The sequence below is a fragment of the Phaeobacter sp. CAU 1743 genome (assembly GCF_039839315.1).
Classification (GTDB): Bacteria; Pseudomonadota; Alphaproteobacteria; order Rhodobacterales; family Rhodobacteraceae; genus Phycobacter; species Phycobacter gallaeciensis_A.
In genome coordinates, this window is record NZ_JBDOQR010000078.1 from 1 (window position 1) to 18091 (window position 18091).

The window sequence follows — 18091 nt, forward strand, 5'->3', positions numbered from 1 at the left end:
CCGATCCGCCCAGCTCCAGGCGTTTGCGCGACCGCAGACGCCGCTCGGCGCGAAAAACGCTTGTCCAGCGGGCAAAATCAGGCGATCTTGACGTCAGACGGCAGGCCACTTGGGGAATGTCGGTTCAATCTGGTGACAGTATTAAGGGGTGGAAATAATGCGTGCGAAGGTTTCTTGGGGACAGAACGCAGACGAGATGGGGTTTGCCCAACCGCATAACATCTTCAATCTTTTCAACGGAATCGTCGGGAATGATGATTTCCCTATCAAGACATCAACTGACCGCGCCCTGGTCGTTGAGGGGCAGTTGGGGTTTGCGGGCTTTCCGCTCGACCTGCGGATGACGATCAAGGGCGTCGGTTTCACCTATCAGGGCGATGAGGTTACCGGCGGGGAGATTCGCCACATCAAGGTGGAGCAACTGACCGATGATGGTGGGACCGCCAAGATCTTCAACATGCGGGGCCTACGGATCGATGTTACCGATCTGACCGAAGCGATGGAGTTCGAGGACAACGGTGGTTTTGATGGCACCGTAGAGGAACTGCTTTATGGAAATGGCTGGGTTTACAATGGCGTTCCCTCGGTGGATGTCATTGACCCGGATCAGATGTTCTTTGGCTACGGCACCCAGTTCAACATGGATGGCCGGGACAAAATCTTTGGCCGCGCCGGGGACGACACCATCCTTAGCGGTGAAGGGCGTGATTTCGTGAGCGGGGGGAACGGCAACGACTTCATCCGCGGCGGGTTGGGGAAAGACACCCTGAAAGGCGGCCGAGGGGATGATGAAATCTATGGCGACGTTGGCTACTGGGACGGGCGACGCGACAAGATCTTTGGCGGTGGTGGCGATGACTACATCGAAGCTGGCGCTGGGAACGACCGTGTCAACGGTGGCCGCGGAAACGACAAGATGTATGACACTGTCGGGCGCGATACCTTTGTCTTTGGTAAGAGATCCGGTCATGACTGGATCCACGATACTGACAACAACGGTGCCGACTTGATTATCCGCACCGGCAAAGAGATCACGGTCACCTTCATCAATATGGAGGATGAGTTCAGCTCAGGCCCCTGGGCCGGGGAATATTTCGATCGCGGGTTCCTGTTGGAATGGGGGCGCAACAGCCTGCTGCTTGGAACCTATGGCGATATCGAAGATTTCGGCCTGACAGATTATACCATGCTGTGATGGTCAAAGGGCGCAGGGCGAGGAGTATCACGCCTTGCGCCCGTCAGAAGCCGTCAGAATTTGCTTACGAACGGCCCGAGCATAAAGCTGCTGCGGGCAGGTTCTTGTGTGTGGGTCCTAAGTGGGGCCGTGCCTAAACCATGTGCCGCGCGCGGGCGCCGCGTTCGATGGCTGCGGCGTGCAGGCGGTCGATGTTCAGCTCATACCGCATTTCTTCCAAAAGGCGCAGCTCGGATTCCGCCAGCGTGCCATCGGCAGCAGCCACGTCACAGGCCAGCGCATAGGCGGTTTCGAACAGGCGTTCTGGCAGGTTGTCCCGGATCAGGCCAAACAGGGCGTCCAGCCCGTCCTCCTGCTCGAATAGGTCGAAAACGGTCTGCGAGATCGTGTTGATCCGGTCGATGTCATAGTCGGCAAAGACCGGCAACATGTTGACTGCGGATTGGATCTTGACCAGCTCGGCGGTGCGGATGTTCTCGTCCGAGGCCGAAATCGCCACCATCAGCGCCACGAGGCAATCCTGCGGCGTCATCGGATGGGGGGCTTGCTCGCTCATGGGGGCAACCTTTTGTAAAACCACTGTACATCACGGACGATAGGCGGGGTTTTCTGCGGGTGCAACCATGCCGGTCCGCAGGTCGGCCCCCGGGGCGGTGTTTTGCCGCCGACAGGCGGATCCTGCAGGTTTTGTTGCGCGGGGCGACGGGGTTTGGCGCCAGTGTTTATTGACTTATGCCGCACCGGCACAATAGAGGAGGAGGCCGGATGCAAGACGCATACCGGTAAAGCGGATATAGGCCGATTGGCGGCCCCGATGGAGAACAACATGTCTGAACTGCGCGAAACCGCTCTGACGAGCAAAGCCTGGCCGTTTGAAGAAGCACGCCGCATTCTCAAACGTTATGCCAAGGGCGCGCCGGAAAAGGGCTATGTGCTGTTTGAAACCGGCTATGGTCCCTCGGGTCTGCCTCATATCGGCACCTTTGGCGAGGTTGCGCGCACCACGATGATCAAGCGCGCCTTCGAGGTGATCTCCGATATCCCGACCAAACTGATCTGCTTTTCCGACGATCTGGACGGCATGCGTAAGGTGCCGGGCAATGTCCCGAATGCCGAGAGCCTGCACGACCACTTGCAAAAGCCGCTGACCTCGGTGCCCGATCCCTTTGGCACCCACGACAGCTTTGGCCACCACAACAACGCCATGCTGCGCCGGTTCCTGGATACCTTCGGGTTCGAGTATGAATTCTACTCGGCGACCGAATTCTATGGCTCGGGCCAGTTTGACGAGATCCTGAAGCGCGCCTGCGAACGCTATGACGAGATCATGGAGGTCATGCTGAAATCCCTGCGCGAGGAACGGCGCCAGACCTATTCGATCTTCCTGCCGATCCACCCGGAAACTGGCCGCGTTCTATACGTACCGATGAAAAAGGTGGATGTGGAAAACCACAGCATTACCTTTGACGATGAGGACGGCAAGGAATGGACCCTGCCGGTCACCGGCGGCAACGTGAAACTGCAGTGGAAACCGGATTTCGGCGCGCGCTGGGCAGCGCTGGAAGTTGATTTCGAAATGTACGGCAAGGACCACAGCACCAACACGCCGATCTATGACAAGATCTGCCGGATCCTGGGCTGGCGCGCGCCTGAGCATTTTACTTATGAGCTGTTCCTCGATGAGAACGGCCAGAAGATCTCCAAGACCTCGGGCAATGGCGTGTCGATCGACGAATGGCTGACCTATGCCTCGTCCGAGAGCCTTACCTATTTCATGTATCAAAAGCCGAAAACGGCCAAGCGGATGCATTTCGATGTGATCCCCAAGGCGATGGATGAATACCATCAGCAGTTGCGAGCCTACCACGGTCAGGATCTCAAGGGGCAGCTCAACAACCCGGTCTGGCACATCCACGGCGGGGATGTGCCGGAGTCCAAGATGGTGGTGCCTTTCTCGATGCTGCTGAACTTGGCCTCTGTGGCGTCGGCGCATGACAAGGAAACGCTCTGGGGCTTTATCCGCCGCTATGCGCCCGATGCAACGCCGCAGACCCACCCCGATCTGGACGCGGCGGCGGGCTTTGCCGTCAAATACTACGAAGATTTCGTCGAGCCGCAGAAAGTGTTCCGCGCGCCGAGCGACGCCGAGCGTGCCGCGTTGGAGGAATTCCGCGGCAAACTGGCATCCTGGGATGGCGAGACCACGGGCGAAGCGCTGCAAGGCATCGTCTTTGAGGTGGGGCGCGAGCATTTCGGCAAGGAGAACATGCGCGACTGGTTTAAGGCGCTTTATGAGGTTCTGCTGGGCGCCAGCCAGGGTCCGCGCTTTGGTGGCTTCGTCGCCCTTTACGGCGTGGAAGAGACCGTGGCCCTGATCGACAAGGCACTGGCTGGCGAGCTGGTCTGAGACCACCGCAAGACAAGGATGAGAAGGGCGCCCAATGCGGCGCCCTTTTTTTGACGGCCCGCAAGCTACGCCCTTGTCATCTAATTTTTGACCTCCCGCATTCCTGGCCTAGCTAAAACATCTAGGTATCGTTGGAGGTCGCCAATGTTCAGGTTTGCAAGTTTTGTGTTTTCGCTGGTGCTTCTGGCGCTGCCTGCGGGGGCAGAGGACAGGGACCGGATCACTCGCGTGATCGGGGCCCAGATTGAGGCGTTTCGCGATGATGACGTCACGCGGGCTTTCGGTTTTGCCTCCCCCCGCATCCGCAGCCTGTTTGGCACGCCCGAACGCTTTGGTCAGATGGTCGAGCGCGGCTATCCCATGGTTCTGCGCCCAAACCAGGTCCGCTATCTGGAGCTGCGAGAGGTCGCCGGTAACCTCTGGCAACGGGTGCTGATCACAGATCAGGACGGGCGGCTGCACCTGCTGGATTATCAGGTTGTCGGGGAAGGCAGCGATTGGAAAATCAACGCCGTGCAAATCCTGAAAGTGCCACAAGGCAATGCCTGAAGGCATGAGGCCCGGTGCAGGAGCAGCGCGCGCCTGTCTGACGCCGGATTAAGCCGGACATTCTAAACCCTTTCCGATCTGCGCTGCTGGCGCGTCGTGGCATAGGAAAGGGTTTCCCATGAACAAGGTGATCACCGATGGGCTGCAACTGGCGCCTTCACCCTTCGAGGAAGGGCTGGATCAGTGGTCCAGCGGCGATGGCACGCCGGGCTCGGATACTTATGACGGGGTGGTGAACGCGGCCTATGTGGCGGCGGATGCGGATTTTGGCGGCTGCCTTGAGCTACAAAAGCTCGACAGCACGCAAAAGCTGCGTTTCATGGGAAAGACGCCGATCTTGCCGGGGTGTTACCTGCAGGTCCGCGCCCGTATCAAGGCGATCAGCGGCGCGCTTCCGACGGTGCGGGTCGCGGGCTGGGCCGGGCAGGCCAATAACAGCCACCTGTCCGGGGTGGTCGAAACCGGCACCAGCACGACGCTGACCTCGTATGGGCAGGTGGTGGAGATCACGGCCATCGTCGGGACTGGCAGTCGCAGTGGGGTGGATATGCCCTGGGGCCTTGCGGCCGACCACGGGCATTTCGGACTGGACCTGATTGGCCCCAATGGCGGCGTTGTGCGGATCGACGATATCGAGATCACCGATATCACAAGCGCCTTTCTGCGTGATATGATCAGCCTTGTGGATGTGACGGATTTCGGCGCCATCGGGGACGGGGTTCAGGACAACACAGCCGCCTTTGAAGCCGCCGATGCTGCCGCCGACGGGCGCCGGGTTCTGGTGCCGGAAGGGGAATTCTATCTGGCCGAAACGGTGTCGATGTACAATGAGATGGTGTTCGAAGGCACGCTCTCCATGCCGACAGACAAAATGTTGCTCATGCGGCGCAATTTCGATTTTCCCGCCTATGCCGCTGCCTTTGGTGACGAAGAGCTTGCCTTCAAGAAGGCATTTCAGGCGCTGCTCAACAACGTGGATCATGAATCGCTGGATCTGCGGGGGCGCGTGATCACCGTGACAAAACCGATCGACATGCAGGCGGCGGTGCCGAACCGCAGCTCTTATGCCACCCGCCGGGTGATCCGCAACGGTCAGTTTTCCGCCGTGGGCGGCGCGGCCTGGGATACCGAAACCGTGAGCTCTCAGGCGACCTACGACAGCGGCGATCCGCGCAAGCTGCGCAACGTGGCCAATATCGCCAATATCGCCATTGGCGCATTGGTCGAAGGCAGCGGGGTGGGGCGGGAAATCTACGTGCGGGCCAAGAACACCGGCGCGGGTGAGCTGACGCTGAACGCGCCGCTTTATGACGCGGTGGGCACGCAGAATTTCACCTTCAAGGACTTCAAGTATCTGCTGGATTTCTCCGGCTTCAGCCAACTCAGCAAATTTGGCATGACCGAGGTCGAGGTGCAGTGCAATTCCCATTGCAGCGCCCTGCGCCTGCCGTCGGCGGGCACCGTCTTCAGTCTCGATCATTGCTTCATCTCCAGGCCCAAGGATCGCGGGATCACCTCGATCGGGTCGGGCTGTCAGGGCATACTGGTCGACAATTGCCAGTTCCTGTCCGCCGAAGAGCCGCTTGATGTGCCGGACCGGAGCAGCGTGGCCATCAACGTCAACGCCAATGATGCCAAGCTGCGCAACAACCGTGCCAGCAAATTCCGCCATTTTGCGCTGTTGGCCGGGGCGAATAATACGGTCACCGGCAACCATTTCTTTCAGGGTGACAGTATCGCCAATGGCGTGCGCACCGCCGGGCTGGTGCTGACGAATACCTATTGTTCGACGACCGTGTCCGACAATTACATCGACAATTGTTTTGTCGAATGGACGAACGAACAGGACCCGACGCCGGATTTCAGTTCAGGCTTTTCCTTCAGCGCCCTGTCGATCACTGACAATGTGTTTCTGTCTGGTGAGGTCGCGCCCTGGTTCAGCTATATCGTGGTCAAACCCTATGGCACCGGGCATTTCCTGAACGGTGTCACGGTCTCGGGCAACAAGTTCCGGTCGATCAATGGTTTCATAGACCGGGCTGAACGGGTGGATACCAGTTTCTCCGGGCTGGATTTCAGCCGCAGCAAGATGGTCTTTTTCGAAGGCAATACCTTTCACGGGATCACCTCTCCCGCCGCCAGTCCTCTGCGGCTGGAATACACCCAAGGCAGCGCCGCCACGACCTGGACCATCGACACGGATGGGCAGCTGCCGTTTGAAGGCCACGCGCGCAAGGTGGATGCGATTACCGCTCTGGGGCCGATCAGCACGTCTGGTGGCAGCAAACGATATGCCATGCCCTATGCCGAGGTCGAGCAGGGTAGCGGTAAGGACCGGGTCAAGCTGAACTGGCAGGACGCGGTCAAAGGAGAGGTGCAGGTGATCGTGCGGGTGGACCGCTAGCGCGCCACTCAGGCGGGGGGCGTCAGATCTTCTGGGGTCAGAACAAAGGCCTTGCCAAAGCCGCCGTTCAGATGTCCTGCTGTCACGTCCAGCCGGACAAAGGCAAAATCGCCAAACCCGATGTAGAGCTTCGCCTTGGGGTGGTCCTGCAGGTAATGCGCGGCCAGGCGGGCGTGTTCTTCGCCGGTATTGGGGATGAACTGCGCATGGCCCTGCAGGCTGAGCCGGGGATGCGTCAGGGGATCACCCTTGTCACCCGGCTCCCCGACGAGAAAGGAACAGGCCGCGTTGTTCTGCAAAGCACGCGTATGGGAGGAGAGGGTCGAGATCAGGCTGATCGGATGCCCTTCTGGCGACAGGCCAAAGGCCACACGCGTGACCAGCGGTGTGCCATCCTCGGTAATGACACCCAGGGCGGCGAAACGTGCCTTCTCCATCAGTGACTGGGCAAGGCTACGCGCCTCGTCATCGGTGGGGCGGATTGGATCTGTCATCGGATTGTTGTCCTGAGCCTGTTTCAGAACCTATGCCACAGGGATATTTTAAGGCCAAGGCTCTGACTGTTGGCCTGTTTGTGCTCCAGCCCCACAACCAGTTCCTGACCGGGTGCCGTCCGGTAGCGCAGACTTGGGGTGATGGCATAGGTCAATGGCGCCCCGACGCTGCGGGAGGTTTCGATCTGCAGCATTGGCGACAGGGCCGATCGGGTGTTGAGGCCAAAGGTGGCATCAAGTTTCCAGATCGGATCGGGGAGGCTGGCCCGGTATTCGTAACTGGCATCCAGCGAGATCCAGCCGCTGGCGCGGGCGGTCGTGAAATCATGCCCGAAGGACAGGGTGGCGCGGGACATGGGACTCCAATAGCCACGCTGGTGACTGCCGCCACCCGCGACTGTCAGCGCCAGCCGGGGCCGGGTTTCCCCGGTGGTCAGCGGGATCCGGGCAAACAGCAGGGCGTGGCCCGTTTGCCGGTCGTTCTGGTTCAGATCCACCCCAAGGGTCAGCCGCGGCGACCAGCCGTATTCCCCGAAATACCCCAGCTCATGGCGCAGAGTGCCATCCTCGGTCTGCCGCAGGGTGGCGCTGGCGGCAACAAAACCCTGGCCTGTCTGACGCAGCCAGGCCCCAGCCAGCGCGGGCGGCGCCAGAAGCAGGCTGAACAGGCCGGAGAGGATCCAGATCCGCAATTGAAACTCCCTTGGGTTGCTTTGCTGACTTGAAATCTACCTTTGGATGTTTTTGCCACAAGCTCAAGTTGCACGCGGAAAACAGTCTTGTTTGCGGCAAAATCGTCGTAGGGTGGAGGTGTTCAGGGCCAATCACGGGAGGAAACGATGCCGACAATTTCCAAAACGGCCGATATTCAGACGGTCATCACCACTTTTGAAATGACACCGGGAACCTGTCAGGATCTGCTGGATGCGCTGACAGACGCCTATGACAATTTCATTTCCCGGCAGCCAGGGTTCATTGCGGCGGGGCTGCATGTGAATGATGCGCAAACCCGGATCGCAAACTATTCCCAGTGGAAACGGCGCGAGGATTTCATGGCGATGCTGCGCTCGGAGGAAATGCGTGAACGCAACCGCCAGATCAGCGCCCTGTGCCGCAGTTTCGAACCGGTGATGTACGAAGTTGCCGCCACCTTTGACTGAGATCTGCAAATAGACTGATATGGATCAAGGCCTTGGGGGCACGCGCCGGGCATGTTGTCCCCAAGCCCGAATGACTGGAGGACCCAATGTATCACAATATTCTTGTACCGATTTCCTTTGACCCTGACCGCGATGTATCCGCGCCTTTGAAACTGGCACGCCTCTTGGCGACGCCTGAGGCAAAGATCACCCTGCTGCATGTGGTGGAACAGATCCCGTCCTACGCGATCACCTATATGCCGGCCGATTACATGGCCGAGGCCCGCGCCGCGCTGGAAAGCGAGCTGTCGGCACTGGCGGATACCCTGCCCAATGCCAAAGGTATGGTCATTGAAGGGCATTCGGGGCGGTCGATCCTCGATTGGGCCGAGCAGAACAACCCCGATCTGATCATTATCGCCTCCCACCGTCCGGGCATGCAGGATCTGCTCTTGGGCTCGACCGCAGCGCAGGTGGTGCGGCACGCCGGTTGCGCCGTGCATGTGGTACGCTGAGGTGATCTGGAACGGTAATTCCTGAACTTTCAGAAGTGAGAACGGGGGCGTGTGTATCGTGCCCCCGATCTGTTTTGATCCGATGCCTAACCGGATCGACAGGTCTGATCATCCAGCCAGCCCGACCAAACGGTGCAAAGCCACGGCGGCCAGCCGCACGGCTGTGCTGCCCGGCTGTACGCCCTTCAACAGAGCGGAGCGGAGCAGCGCCTTGTTGGAATTCAGCGCATCGGCAATGCGGGAATAATAGACCTGTTTTTCCTCTGGCGCCCGCAGCAGGATGGTTTCGGCTTGCTGGATCGCCTTCCGCGTCTGTTGTTTCATCCTCGGCAGGGCAGAGGGTTTGACCGGAGTGTATACCTCAAACCCACGACGTTTGGGTTTCGTACCCGGATCGCGGTTCTTGGCAATCGCAGCGCTAAGGGTGTTCTCGACAAGGTCCAGCGCCTTTTGCGCTTCGGAATAGGCCGTGTTGCCGCGCAGTTTGTCGCCAGACCGTTTGTAAACCAGCCGGTAGCAATCGTAGCGGTAGACCCAATCGACATTCTCGCAACGGCTGAAGCCCCGCGAAAGCGTCTTAGCGACCGTATTGCTTGTTGCGGCGGACAGGCCGACAGAGGACCCGCTGCCTCCGTAACCTGCATCGCCGCCAGCGTGAAGCGCTCCGGCAGAAATCAAAAACAGACCGAGGGTGGCAACGCGAAAAATACTCATAAACAAAACTCCTGTGTACCCATGTCAGGCTAACACAGAATGATGATCAGGCAAGGAGGCAAACCGGGACAGGGGGCGTCTTGCAGCCCCCTGCACAGGATCTGAACAGGCTCAGATTACTTCCATTTTCGTTTCACATTGCCGCCGCGTTGTCCCGGCTTGCCCGCCGTGGACCTGCCACGCGTTTTCACCGCAGCCTCAGCAGCCGCATCGACGGCGGATTGGCGGGCCAGCGGATCGTCCGAGACCGCCAGATCCACGGCCTCCAGTCGTTTGACCTCGTCCCGCAGGCGGGCGGCTTCCTCGAACTCGAGGTTCTCGGCGGCCTTGCGCATCTGCTCCCGCAGCCCGTTGAGGTGGGCTTCGAGATTGGCTCCATGCATCGGCTTGTCGATATTGGCGGTGACGCGGTTCATGTCCACATCGCCCTGGTAGAGACCCGCCATGACGTCCTCGACGTTCTTCTTGACGGTTTCCGGCGTGATGCCGTGTTCCTCGTTATAGGCGATCTGCTTGGCACGGCGGCGGTCGGTTTCTCCGATGGCCCGCTCCATCGAGCCGGTGATGCGGTCGGCATACATGATGACACGGCCATCGGCGTTCCGCGCCGCGCGACCGATGGTCTGGATCAGCGAGGTTTCAGAGCGCAGGAAGCCTTCCTTATCGGCATCCAGGATGGCCACCAGCCCGCATTCGGGAATATCAAGGCCCTCCCGCAAGAGGTTGATCCCCACCAGAACATCAAAGGCGCCAAGCCGTAGGTCGCGCAGGATTTCGATCCGCTCCAGCGTGTCGATGTCGCTGTGCATGTAGCGCACCTTGATACCCTGCTCGTGCAGGTATTCGGTCAGATCCTCGGCCATGCGTTTGGTCAGCACGGTACAAAGCGTACGGAAGCCATCGGCAGATACCTTACGGATCTCGTCCAGCAGGTCGTCCACCTGCATGTCGACGGGGCGGATTTCGACCATTGGGTCCAACAGACCCGTGGGTCGGATCACCTGTTCGGCAAAAACGCCGCCAGCCTGTTCCAGTTCCCACGCGGCGGGGGTGGCCGAGACAAAGACCGACTGCGGCCGCATTGCATCCCATTCCTCAAACTTCAGCGGGCGGTTGTCCATGCAGGAAGGCAGCCGGAAGCCGTGTTCGGCCAGGGTGAACTTGCGCCGGTGGTCGCCCTTGTACATGGCGCCGATCTGCGGCACGGAGACGTGGCTTTCGTCAGCAAAGACAATCGCGTTGTCAGGGATAAATTCAAACAGGGTAGGGGGCGGCTCTCCGGGCGCGCGGCCCGTCAGATAGCGCGAATAGTTCTCGATCCCGTTGCAATGGCCCGTCGCTTCCAGCATTTCAATGTCGAAATTGGTGCGTTGCTCCAGCCGCTGCGCCTCCAGAAGCTTGCCGTCGCCAACCAGCTGATCCAGCCGCAACCGGAGCTCTTTCTTGATCTCGATAACCGCCTGGTTCAGCGTCGGTTTCGGCGTCACATAGTGGGAGTTCGCATAGACCCGGATCTGATCGAAGGACCCCGTGCGCTCCCCGGTCAGCGGATCGAATTCGGTGATCGCCTCCAGTTCCTCGCCAAAGAACGACAGTTTCCACGCGCGGTCCTCAAGGTGTGCCGGGAAAACCTCAAGCGTGTCGCCCCGCACCCGGAACGAGCCGCGCTGGAACGCCTGATCGTTGCGCTTGTACTGCTGGGCCACCAGATCGGCCATCACCTGCCGCTGGTCGTACATCTCACCGACCTTCAGATCCTGGGTCATTGCCGAATAGGTCTCGACCGAGCCGATACCGTAGATACAGGAGACCGAGGCGATGATGATCACGTCATCGCGTTCCAGAAGCGCCCGCGTGGCCGAGTGGCGCATCCGGTCGATCTGTTCGTTGATCTGGCTTTCCTTCTCGATATAGGTGTCGCTGCGCGGCACATAGGCCTCCGGCTGGTAGTAGTCGTAGAAGGATACGAAATACTCGACCGAGTTCTCCGGGAAGAAACCCTTGAATTCACCGTACAGCTGCGCCGCCAGCGTCTTGTTCGGGGCCAGAATGATGGCCGGGCGCTGGGTTTCCTCGATCACCTTGGCCATGGTGAAGGTCTTGCCCGTACCAGTGGCGCCCAAGAGCACTTGATTGCGCTCACCTTCGTTGACGCCGGCGCTCAGCTCCGCAATTGCGGTGGGCTGATCCCCGGCCGGGCTGAACTCCGTGTTCATCACAAAGCTCTTGCCACCTTCCAGCTTGGGGCGCTGGACGGCCTCGCGTTCGGTCATCATCGGCAGCGATTTGTCGGAATGGGCGTAGGGCATTGGCGCTCCTCAGTCTGGCGGCCATACACTTGATCTCTTTTTGTTCCAGATCAAGGGGGCAGGGGCAAGTCCTGGGCAAGTTCCCGAAAAATTGCACGGCACTGCGACGGAGCTTGCGGCCTGCTGCGTTGCAGAAAGAGTGGCGTAAAACGATCCGGGGACAAAACCATGCGGAAGCTTATTTTCTGGAGTCATTTGACGGTCGGCCTGATGGTTGCCCTTGTGGTGCTGATGCTGTCACTGACGGGGCTGTTGCTAACCTATGAGGCGCAGATCACCCGTTGGGCGCAGACACCCGCCGTGTCCGAAGTGGGCACAGAGAGGCTGTCTGCGGATGAACTGGCAGGCATCGCCCCGATTGAAACAGGGGGGCGGGCGACAGCGCTTCGTTTTGCAAAAGATCCGGATGCCCCCGTGGCCGTGCAGGTCGGGCGAAATTCCACACTGTTTCTCGATCCATTCACCGGCGATTTACTGCCGGAACAGGGTGCGGGAGTCGCTGCATTCTTTTCCACGGTTGAACATCTGCACCGCTGGTTTGCGCTCTCTGGCGATGGGCGCGATCTGGGCAGGGCGGTGACAGGGGCCGCGAACCTTGGCTTTCTGTTCATTCTGGCAAGCGGCCTCTACCTTTGGTGGCCCCGGGCGTGGAAATGGCGGATTGTCCGCATGAACCTGTGGTTTCGCAAAGGCCTGCCCAGCAGCAAGGCCCGCGATTACAACTGGCACCATGTCTTCGGCTTCTGGGCGCTTGTGCCCCTGCTGGCGATTGTGGTGTCAGGCGTGGTGATCTCTTACCCCTGGGCCAGCGATCTTGTGTTCCGCCTTTATGGCGAAGAACCGGTGCAACTGCGTCGGCGGGCAGGGGCCGGGCAGGGCGCGTCGGACGCCGTGGCCGAGGTTTCAGGTCTCGATCTGGCGCTGTTGCAGGCCAGCGCGAATATTCCGGACTGGCAGCGGATGGAAGTTGCGCTGCCGGTTGCAGAAAAAATCCGCATCACCGTCGACAGCGGCACCGGCCGCCAGCCGACGAAACAGGTAACGCTGACCATGGATGCCCGGGATGGGGCGGTATTGGATCGCAGTGACTTCTCTGACCGCAGCGCGGGTCAGCAGGCGCGGATATTCCTGCGGTTCCTGCATACCGGAGAGGTTTTTGGCCTATTGGGGCAGACTTTGGCGGGGTTGGCGGCCGCATTTGCTCTGGTGATGACCTATACCGGCGCGGCGCTCAGCTATCGCCGCCTGATCCAACCGCTGTTGCGGCGCAGGCGCAGCAGGCAGACGGGTTAGCATTGTCGCAATACTAAGGATAAATCGATCTTGCCGCAGCGCGCGTATCATCGCATATAGGCAGCATCGGATGAGTAGGAGACTGCAATGCAAGCGCGTATTTACCGGCCAGCGAGAAACGCCATGACCTCGGGCATGGCCAAGACGCGGAAATGGGTTCTGGAGTTTGCACCCGCAAGCGCCCGCGAGGTTGATCCTCTGATGGGCTGGACTTCCTCTGCCGATACCCAAAGCCAGGTCCGCCTGCGCTTTGACAGCAAGGAAGAGGCGCTGGAATACGCCAAGGATCACGGCATCACCGCCGAGGTGGTCGAACCGAAGACCCGCAAGACCAACATCCGCCCCGGCGGCTATGGCGATAACTTCGCCACAAACCGCCGCGGTCCCTGGACCCACTGAACCTGTAAATCGGGGCAAGGTTGTCGCGGAATCGGGGCAAAGATTTCGCGGAGCCTCAGATTTAGATATTGGTGAGCGCGGCGCACAGCATGTTGATGCTTGTCGCATCGCCGCCGGAATCCCCCCGAACGCGATTTCCTCAGGGCGACCCAACCGGTCGCCCGTTGTATTTCCAGATCTGCCAGAGTGCCCATCATGATCATTACCCACCTCGTCACCCACAATGGCGGTTTCCACGCGGACGAACTTCTTTCCTCGGTTATCCTGACCCGCCTGTTCCCGCAGGCGGAGGTGGTGCGCACCCGTGACGCCGCGTGGATCACCCCCGGTGAGGGCAAGATCATCTATGATGTGGGCCGCGAGTATGACGCTGAGGCGGGTATTTTTGACCACCACCAGCGCCCCAATCCCGTGCGTGAGGACGAACAGCCCTACAGTTCCTTCGGTCTGATCTGGAAGCATTACGGCCTTGACTACCTCCGCGCTTTGGAGATCCCCGAGGCCGATCTGGAAGACATCCACGCCAGCTTTGAGCAGAGCTTTGTCCTGCCCATCGATCTGATCGACAACGGCGCGATGAACCCTTCGGTTGCAGGTCCGCTGACGCCTTTGACCCTCTCGGTCCTGTTGGAGAGCCTGAAGCCCGTCTTCGACAACCGCGGCAATGACGCGGACGATAAAGCCTTCGCAGAGGCGCTGCCGATCGCACGGGCGTTTGTCGAGGCGTCGATCAACAAGAAAGCCGCCAAGCGTCGTGCCGAAGCCATGGTCATCAAGGCGATCCACGATGCTGGCACCTCGCGCATTCTAGAATTGCCAATGGGCATGCCCTTCCGCTCAGCCATTGAGGCGACTGGCGCGGACCACCTGCTGTTTGTGGTGGCCCCGCGTGACAATGACTGGTCCATCGGCGGTATTCGCATCAGCGGTGACAGCTTTGAACAACGCGCCGATCTGCCCGCCGCATGGGCTGGCCTGACCGACGAGGCATTGGAAGAAGCCAGCAGCGTCAAAGGCGCAAAGTTCTGTCACAACGGACGGTTCATCGCGGTTGCCAGCAGCCGTGAGGCAGCCCTGAAGATGGCCGAACTGGCCGTCGAAGAGGCTAAGCGCACAGGCGCCGCAGCCTGATCTCGCCGCAGCCTGATCTCGTAGGAGGGCACGATGGATTTCCTGCTGAACGGAGACGAACCGGGGCGAACCACGATCCTTCTGGCCCATGGTTCTGGCGCAGCGATGGACACCCCTTGGATGGATACGGTTGCCGAAGGGCTGGATGCCCAAGGCTTCCGCGTCGCCCGCTTTGAGTTCAGCTACATGTCCGCCCGTCGCACTGGCGGCTCTAAACGCCCACCGGCAAAGGCCGACACCTACGCGCCAGAATTCCTCGCCGCCATTGATGCGCTTGGCTGCGATGGTCCGCTGATCATTGGTGGGAAAAGCATGGGCGGCCGCGTGGCCAGCCTGATCGCTCAGGACCTTTATGACGCGGGGCGGATCAAAGGCATGCTGTGCCTCGGCTTCCCGTTCCATCCGCCGAAGAAGCCCGGCAATCGACGTGGTGAGAACCTTGCCGAGATCACCTGTCCAACCCTCATCTGCCAAGGCACCCGCGATCCATTCGGCACGCGGGAAGAGGTGCAGGAATACGATCTGTCCAATGCCGTGACCCTGCACTGGCTGGAAGACGGCGATCACGACCTGAAGCCCCGTAAACGGGTGACTGGCAAGACGCTTGAGGACCAACTCCTTGAGCTCGCTGAACAAGTCAAGGCCTGGGCAAATTCCTGCTTCTGATTGGCTTCGTCAATGTTCGGCTGGAGAAATCTAGGCGCCAATTTCGGCCCAATCCGGCCCTGCGTGTGAGACAGCGCGTATGACCGCTCGAAGCCTTTACCCGTGTCGTAAGCTACCTGGAAGCGGGAAAATGGTATTTGACGCTGTCACTACGGTTTCGATGGTTGAGGCGTTCCAGACCGCGATCCCCCTTTGCGATCTCCCCGAATATCTCGGCGCAACGAAACGGCAAATTGAAGTTCTCTCTCTCGGAGGAATTGTCCTCCCGCTGATCTTAAGTACGGAACGCGGCTGGGTTCGGCACGTCTTCTTTGGTCGATCGCACCTTGATGAGCTACTGGCAAAAATCGCCGGTTCGCCGACAACACCGGTGTCCGGCGAACCGGCGATTTGCATCCGATCTTTTATGCTTGCCAGCGCGGGGCCGACCGATTTGAGTACCTGTTTTCCGAAATTCTCAACGGAAACATCCCGGCCTTCCGACATCCCCGCAAGCAAGGGATTGGATTACTCCTTGTAGATGTTGTCCCCTTGGTGTCCGCGAAAAACGCAGCCTGACCTACCCCCGCAGATCTTGAGATGGAGCCCGCTTCGCATGACTTTTCTTTTTCTATTTCAGGGAGTTCGCGGGATCTTGCCCCTATTCTCGCGGCATCCTTGCTCCGAGGGAGGAAAGGCGTAAAATAAGGTTTTGAAATCATGTTGAATTTTTTGCTACGTGGAAACAACTTTGCCCCGACTTACAGAACCAAAGATGCCCGAAACCGTGATTGTACCGGCCCGTCCTTCGGATCCCGATGCGGCGATTCTGATCCGGCGCCACCTGGATCAGATGGCCGCGCAATCTCCGGAAGAGAGCTGTCACGCGCTGGACGGCAGTGGTCTTGAAGGTCCGGACGTGCAGTTCTTCCTGCTGCGCCGCGATGGTCTGGCGATCGGTATGGGCGCGCTGAAGCGGCTGGCGGATAACACCCGTGAGCTGAAATCGATGCACACGCTCTCTGAGGCCCGCGGCAGTGGCGCGGGCAGGGCCATTCTGGACCATCTCCTGAAACTTGCCCGTCAGGAAAACGCCTCTGGCATTTACCTGGAGACCGGCTCTACCCCAGAGTTCCTCCCTGCGCGAAAGCTTTATGAAAGCTACGGATTTTCGGAGTGTCCGCCCTTTGGGGACTACAGTGAAGATCCCTGGTCTGTCTTTATGCATCTGGACCTGTCAGCCGCGCCTTGACCCTTGCATTGCGGGTGTCGTAACTGGTCCTCAGCGGTCCCTTAGCTCAACTGGATAGAGCAGCTGACTTCTAATCAGCAGGTTCGGGGTTCGAGTCCTCGAGGGATCGCCATTCTTTCGAATGTGCCAGTAACCCATAACATTGCACGTTTTGTCGACTTTCATGCACAGCTACTGTCAAGGGAAAATTTTATTTTCGATATGGGGCACCCTCAAGATGCTGATATACAACAGGTATTTGCCAGTTTTCGACGCCCAGTGGCCGACTGCAAACCTCAGATCACGAGATTGCGTAGGATGGCTTCCACTTCGTCACGAAGGTAGATAGGCCCAACATTCACGCCATCAGGCTGGAAAGCATGGACATCTCCAGCAGCCAAGGCCGCAAGAATCGTATTTCGGTGCATGCCACTTTCTTCAGCCATGACCGTTGGCGTGGTGAAGGTTTCATGGAAAGCGGTGATGTCAGAGCTGGTCATCCGCCACTGTGGACGCTTCATCACCGGGTGTGAAATCTCAGTCGCGGGTGTATGTCCCCCTTCTATTAGTGCCAAGAAAGCGCCCTTCTCCCGAACTCCGATTGAGCGCGCGAACGCGGCTGCACTGATTTCGTTCCCAATTGTGGTCGATTTTGCACCTTGAGGTCCGTGCTTCGTCAACCGCTCAACTTCGGCGATTTGCACGACGAACCCGCGGTAGCCGAAGACGTCCCTGCGTTTGCCGACACCCAAATTCCCGTCCCGGATCTCAGTGACTACGCGCCCGACCGAAACGCCCAGTCTCTTATGAACAAGTTGGATGGTGTCTCAGCCCGGTGTGTCTTCATCTATCGGAATGGCCTGGAGTTCCAGTTCCTCAAGTAGGGCCAAGCCATCACGCACGCGCCATGGCGATTTGATCGTCCTCACTTTAGTTCGGGGGACGAGTACGCCGTCCGCCTCAAGAGACTTTAATTCCGCAAGCGTAGCGCCGATTGCTCGGCGCATCGCAATCGGACCAACGAGTGTTGGAATCTCCTCCAAAAGGGCTTGAAATTCCTGCGCGTTGAAGGTCTTGCGCGCATCACTGCGGGCGTCATCCGAGCTGAACGCACCTGCTTCTGTCAGGAAGTCGTTCAGGACTGCCGTCCCTATGCCGGTTTCTTTGCTGGCAGAGGTCAGAGAATGAAGTCTTCGCTCGACCATGATTTGACCAAGGATCTCCTCTCCAGCTGCGATTGGCCAGATCTCCAAGACGTGAGCTCTGACTATATCCCGGAAGCCGTCGAAGGCATCATCATGGCGATAGAGGCGATCAAATGTTTTGAAGATCGGGGCGAGTTCGCCTCTCGTGACTGCGTCGCCTCCATCTTCGGCAAGCGTCAGGCGCCCCAATTCTTCCCGGATTGCGTCAGGCCCTTGCGAGGCGACTACGAAGCCCAAGGACTTTGCTTTGCGATCCTCGGATTCTTCTCCTTGCTTGTTGAGGAGAGCTGCCCCGAGCAGACCGCAGAATGTCATGGCTGCAAATAACGGTTGGGGGGAATGTCCCGAACGATGTTGAAAAGCGTTTCGGGCGACGCTGCGGATTTCATGGTTATGCGGCTTGATCCAACGGGTCAACCAGCGCATCATTTTGTGGGTCGCGGTGTTTTTCCAATGCGGCC

At 59.2% G+C, this 18091-nt stretch carries 18 protein-coding genes, 1 tRNA gene and 1 pseudogene; 13 read left to right on the top strand and 7 right to left on the bottom strand.

The genetic code is table 11. The features are described from left to right. Positions 1 to 157: 157 nt before the first annotated feature. Entirely contained in the window at positions 158 to 1195 is a 1038-nt protein-coding gene (locus tag AAFO90_RS21145) for a calcium-binding protein (RefSeq protein WP_274839504.1), read from the top strand. Positions 1196 to 1328: 133 nt separating this feature from the next. Here the strand turns inward: AAFO90_RS21145 and AAFO90_RS21150 are convergent, their stop codons facing one another. Next, positions 1329 to 1751 (bottom strand): tellurite resistance TerB family protein, encoded by a 423-nt coding sequence (locus tag AAFO90_RS21150; RefSeq protein ID WP_065270643.1) that lies wholly within the window; start codon positions 1749 to 1751, stop codon positions 1329 to 1331. A 270-nt stretch (positions 1752 to 2021) separates the two neighbouring features. Here AAFO90_RS21150 and AAFO90_RS21155 point away from each other — a divergent pair, with 270 nt between their 5' ends. The 3 genes from AAFO90_RS21155 to AAFO90_RS21165 all read left to right on the top strand — a co-directional run bounded on the left by AAFO90_RS21155 (position 2022) and on the right by AAFO90_RS21165 (position 6555). Next, positions 2022 to 3602, top strand: a complete 1581-nt coding sequence (locus AAFO90_RS21155; protein WP_347510660.1) for a lysine--tRNA ligase — start codon at positions 2022 to 2024, stop codon at positions 3600 to 3602. A gap of 144 nt (positions 3603 to 3746) precedes the next feature. Further along, positions 3747 to 4151, top strand: a complete 405-nt coding sequence (locus tag AAFO90_RS21160) for a DUF4864 domain-containing protein (protein ID WP_347510661.1) — start codon at positions 3747 to 3749, stop codon at positions 4149 to 4151. 118 nt (positions 4152 to 4269) lie between these two features. Next, positions 4270 to 6555 (top strand): glycosyl hydrolase family 28-related protein, encoded by a 2286-nt coding sequence (locus tag AAFO90_RS21165; protein WP_347510662.1) that lies wholly within the window; start codon positions 4270 to 4272, stop codon positions 6553 to 6555. A gap of 8 nt (positions 6556 to 6563) precedes the next feature. Here the strand turns inward: AAFO90_RS21165 and AAFO90_RS21170 are convergent, their stop codons facing one another. Together AAFO90_RS21170 and AAFO90_RS21175 are read right to left on the bottom strand one after the other, a co-directional pair. Then, positions 6564 to 7049: a pyridoxamine 5'-phosphate oxidase family protein gene (locus tag AAFO90_RS21170; protein ID WP_347510663.1), complete on the bottom strand. Its 486-nt coding sequence runs from the start codon at positions 7047 to 7049 to the stop codon at positions 6564 to 6566. Between the two features lie 23 nt (positions 7050 to 7072). Next, entirely contained in the window at positions 7073 to 7741 is a 669-nt protein-coding gene (locus AAFO90_RS21175) for a hypothetical protein (RefSeq protein WP_347510664.1), read from the bottom strand. 147 nt (positions 7742 to 7888) lie between these two features. Between AAFO90_RS21175 and AAFO90_RS21180 the strand changes: the two genes are divergently transcribed. Both AAFO90_RS21180 and AAFO90_RS21185 read left to right on the top strand, forming a co-directional pair. Further along, on the top strand, positions 7889 to 8209 hold the full coding sequence (locus AAFO90_RS21180; protein WP_065270639.1) for an antibiotic biosynthesis monooxygenase family protein: 321 nt from the start codon (positions 7889 to 7891) through the stop codon (positions 8207 to 8209). Positions 8210 to 8295: 86 nt separating this feature from the next. Continuing rightward, positions 8296 to 8703: a universal stress protein gene (locus tag AAFO90_RS21185; RefSeq protein WP_347510665.1), complete on the top strand. Its 408-nt coding sequence runs from the start codon at positions 8296 to 8298 to the stop codon at positions 8701 to 8703. A 108-nt stretch (positions 8704 to 8811) separates the two neighbouring features. Here the strand turns inward: AAFO90_RS21185 and AAFO90_RS21190 are convergent, their stop codons facing one another. Together AAFO90_RS21190 and uvrB are read right to left on the bottom strand one after the other, a co-directional pair. Continuing rightward, on the bottom strand, positions 8812 to 9417 hold the full coding sequence (locus AAFO90_RS21190) for a hypothetical protein (RefSeq protein ID WP_347510666.1): 606 nt from the start codon (positions 9415 to 9417) through the stop codon (positions 8812 to 8814). Between the two features lie 116 nt (positions 9418 to 9533). Next, positions 9534 to 11726: an excinuclease ABC subunit UvrB gene (gene uvrB / locus AAFO90_RS21195; protein ID WP_347510667.1), complete on the bottom strand. Its 2193-nt coding sequence runs from the start codon at positions 11724 to 11726 to the stop codon at positions 9534 to 9536. Between the two features lie 168 nt (positions 11727 to 11894). Between uvrB and AAFO90_RS21200 the strand changes: the two genes are divergently transcribed. From AAFO90_RS21200 to AAFO90_RS21230, 7 genes are all read left to right on the top strand, one after another. Then, complete coding sequence (locus AAFO90_RS21200) at positions 11895 to 13019, top strand: PepSY-associated TM helix domain-containing protein (protein WP_347510668.1); 1125 nt, start codon at positions 11895 to 11897, stop codon at positions 13017 to 13019. A gap of 87 nt (positions 13020 to 13106) precedes the next feature. Beyond that, positions 13107 to 13418: an ETC complex I subunit gene (locus tag AAFO90_RS21205; RefSeq protein WP_065270634.1), complete on the top strand. Its 312-nt coding sequence runs from the start codon at positions 13107 to 13109 to the stop codon at positions 13416 to 13418. A gap of 195 nt (positions 13419 to 13613) precedes the next feature. Continuing rightward, the gene (locus AAFO90_RS21210; protein WP_347510669.1) at positions 13614 to 14549 is read left to right on the top strand and encodes an MYG1 family protein; all 936 of its coding nucleotides are present in this window, start codon (positions 13614 to 13616) and stop codon (positions 14547 to 14549) included. 33 nt (positions 14550 to 14582) lie between these two features. Next, the gene (locus AAFO90_RS21215; RefSeq protein WP_347510670.1) at positions 14583 to 15215 is read left to right on the top strand and encodes an alpha/beta family hydrolase; all 633 of its coding nucleotides are present in this window, start codon (positions 14583 to 14585) and stop codon (positions 15213 to 15215) included. A 130-nt stretch (positions 15216 to 15345) separates the two neighbouring features. Next, on the top strand, positions 15346 to 15735 hold the full coding sequence (locus tag AAFO90_RS21220; protein WP_347510671.1) for a hypothetical protein: 390 nt from the start codon (positions 15346 to 15348) through the stop codon (positions 15733 to 15735). A 234-nt stretch (positions 15736 to 15969) separates the two neighbouring features. Further along, a complete protein-coding gene (locus tag AAFO90_RS21225; RefSeq protein ID WP_347510673.1) occupies positions 15970 to 16446 on the top strand; it encodes a GNAT family N-acetyltransferase in 477 nt (158 codons plus the stop codon). 35 nt (positions 16447 to 16481) lie between these two features. Next, a tRNA-Arg gene (locus AAFO90_RS21230) sits at positions 16482 to 16558 on the top strand. A gap of 163 nt (positions 16559 to 16721) precedes the next feature. Here AAFO90_RS21230 and AAFO90_RS21235 read toward each other — a convergent pair. Further along, positions 16722 to 17177 (bottom strand): hypothetical protein, encoded by a 456-nt coding sequence (locus tag AAFO90_RS21235; protein WP_347510672.1) that lies wholly within the window; start codon positions 17175 to 17177, stop codon positions 16722 to 16724. Positions 17178 to 17252: 75 nt separating this feature from the next. After that, positions 17253 to 18091, bottom strand: a pseudogene (locus AAFO90_RS21240) (hypothetical protein); the annotation flags it as partial.

Coding starts and splice junctions, on each gene's coding strand:
- AAFO90_RS21145 (WP_274839504.1), top strand. CDS start 158: ATGCGTGCGAAGGTTTCTTGGGGACAGAACGCAGACGAGATGGGGTTT.
- AAFO90_RS21150 (WP_065270643.1), bottom strand. CDS start 1,751: ATGAGCGAGCAAGCCCCCCATCCGATGACGCCGCAGGATTGCCTCGTG.
- AAFO90_RS21155 (WP_347510660.1), top strand. CDS start 2,022: ATGTCTGAACTGCGCGAAACCGCTCTGACGAGCAAAGCCTGGCCGTTT.
- AAFO90_RS21160 (WP_347510661.1), top strand. CDS start 3,747: ATGTTCAGGTTTGCAAGTTTTGTGTTTTCGCTGGTGCTTCTGGCGCTG.
- AAFO90_RS21165 (WP_347510662.1), top strand. CDS start 4,270: ATGAACAAGGTGATCACCGATGGGCTGCAACTGGCGCCTTCACCCTTC.
- AAFO90_RS21170 (WP_347510663.1), bottom strand. CDS start 7,049: ATGACAGATCCAATCCGCCCCACCGATGACGAGGCGCGTAGCCTTGCC.
- AAFO90_RS21180 (WP_065270639.1), top strand. CDS start 7,889: ATGCCGACAATTTCCAAAACGGCCGATATTCAGACGGTCATCACCACT.
- AAFO90_RS21185 (WP_347510665.1), top strand. CDS start 8,296: ATGTATCACAATATTCTTGTACCGATTTCCTTTGACCCTGACCGCGAT.
- AAFO90_RS21190 (WP_347510666.1), bottom strand. CDS start 9,417: ATGAGTATTTTTCGCGTTGCCACCCTCGGTCTGTTTTTGATTTCTGCC.
- uvrB (WP_347510667.1), bottom strand. CDS start 11,726: ATGCCCTACGCCCATTCCGACAAATCGCTGCCGATGATGACCGAACGC.
- AAFO90_RS21200 (WP_347510668.1), top strand. CDS start 11,895: ATGCGGAAGCTTATTTTCTGGAGTCATTTGACGGTCGGCCTGATGGTT.
- AAFO90_RS21205 (WP_065270634.1), top strand. CDS start 13,107: ATGCAAGCGCGTATTTACCGGCCAGCGAGAAACGCCATGACCTCGGGC.
- AAFO90_RS21210 (WP_347510669.1), top strand. CDS start 13,614: ATGATCATTACCCACCTCGTCACCCACAATGGCGGTTTCCACGCGGAC.
- AAFO90_RS21215 (WP_347510670.1), top strand. CDS start 14,583: ATGGATTTCCTGCTGAACGGAGACGAACCGGGGCGAACCACGATCCTT.
- AAFO90_RS21220 (WP_347510671.1), top strand. CDS start 15,346: ATGGTATTTGACGCTGTCACTACGGTTTCGATGGTTGAGGCGTTCCAG.
- AAFO90_RS21225 (WP_347510673.1), top strand. CDS start 15,970: ATGCCCGAAACCGTGATTGTACCGGCCCGTCCTTCGGATCCCGATGCG.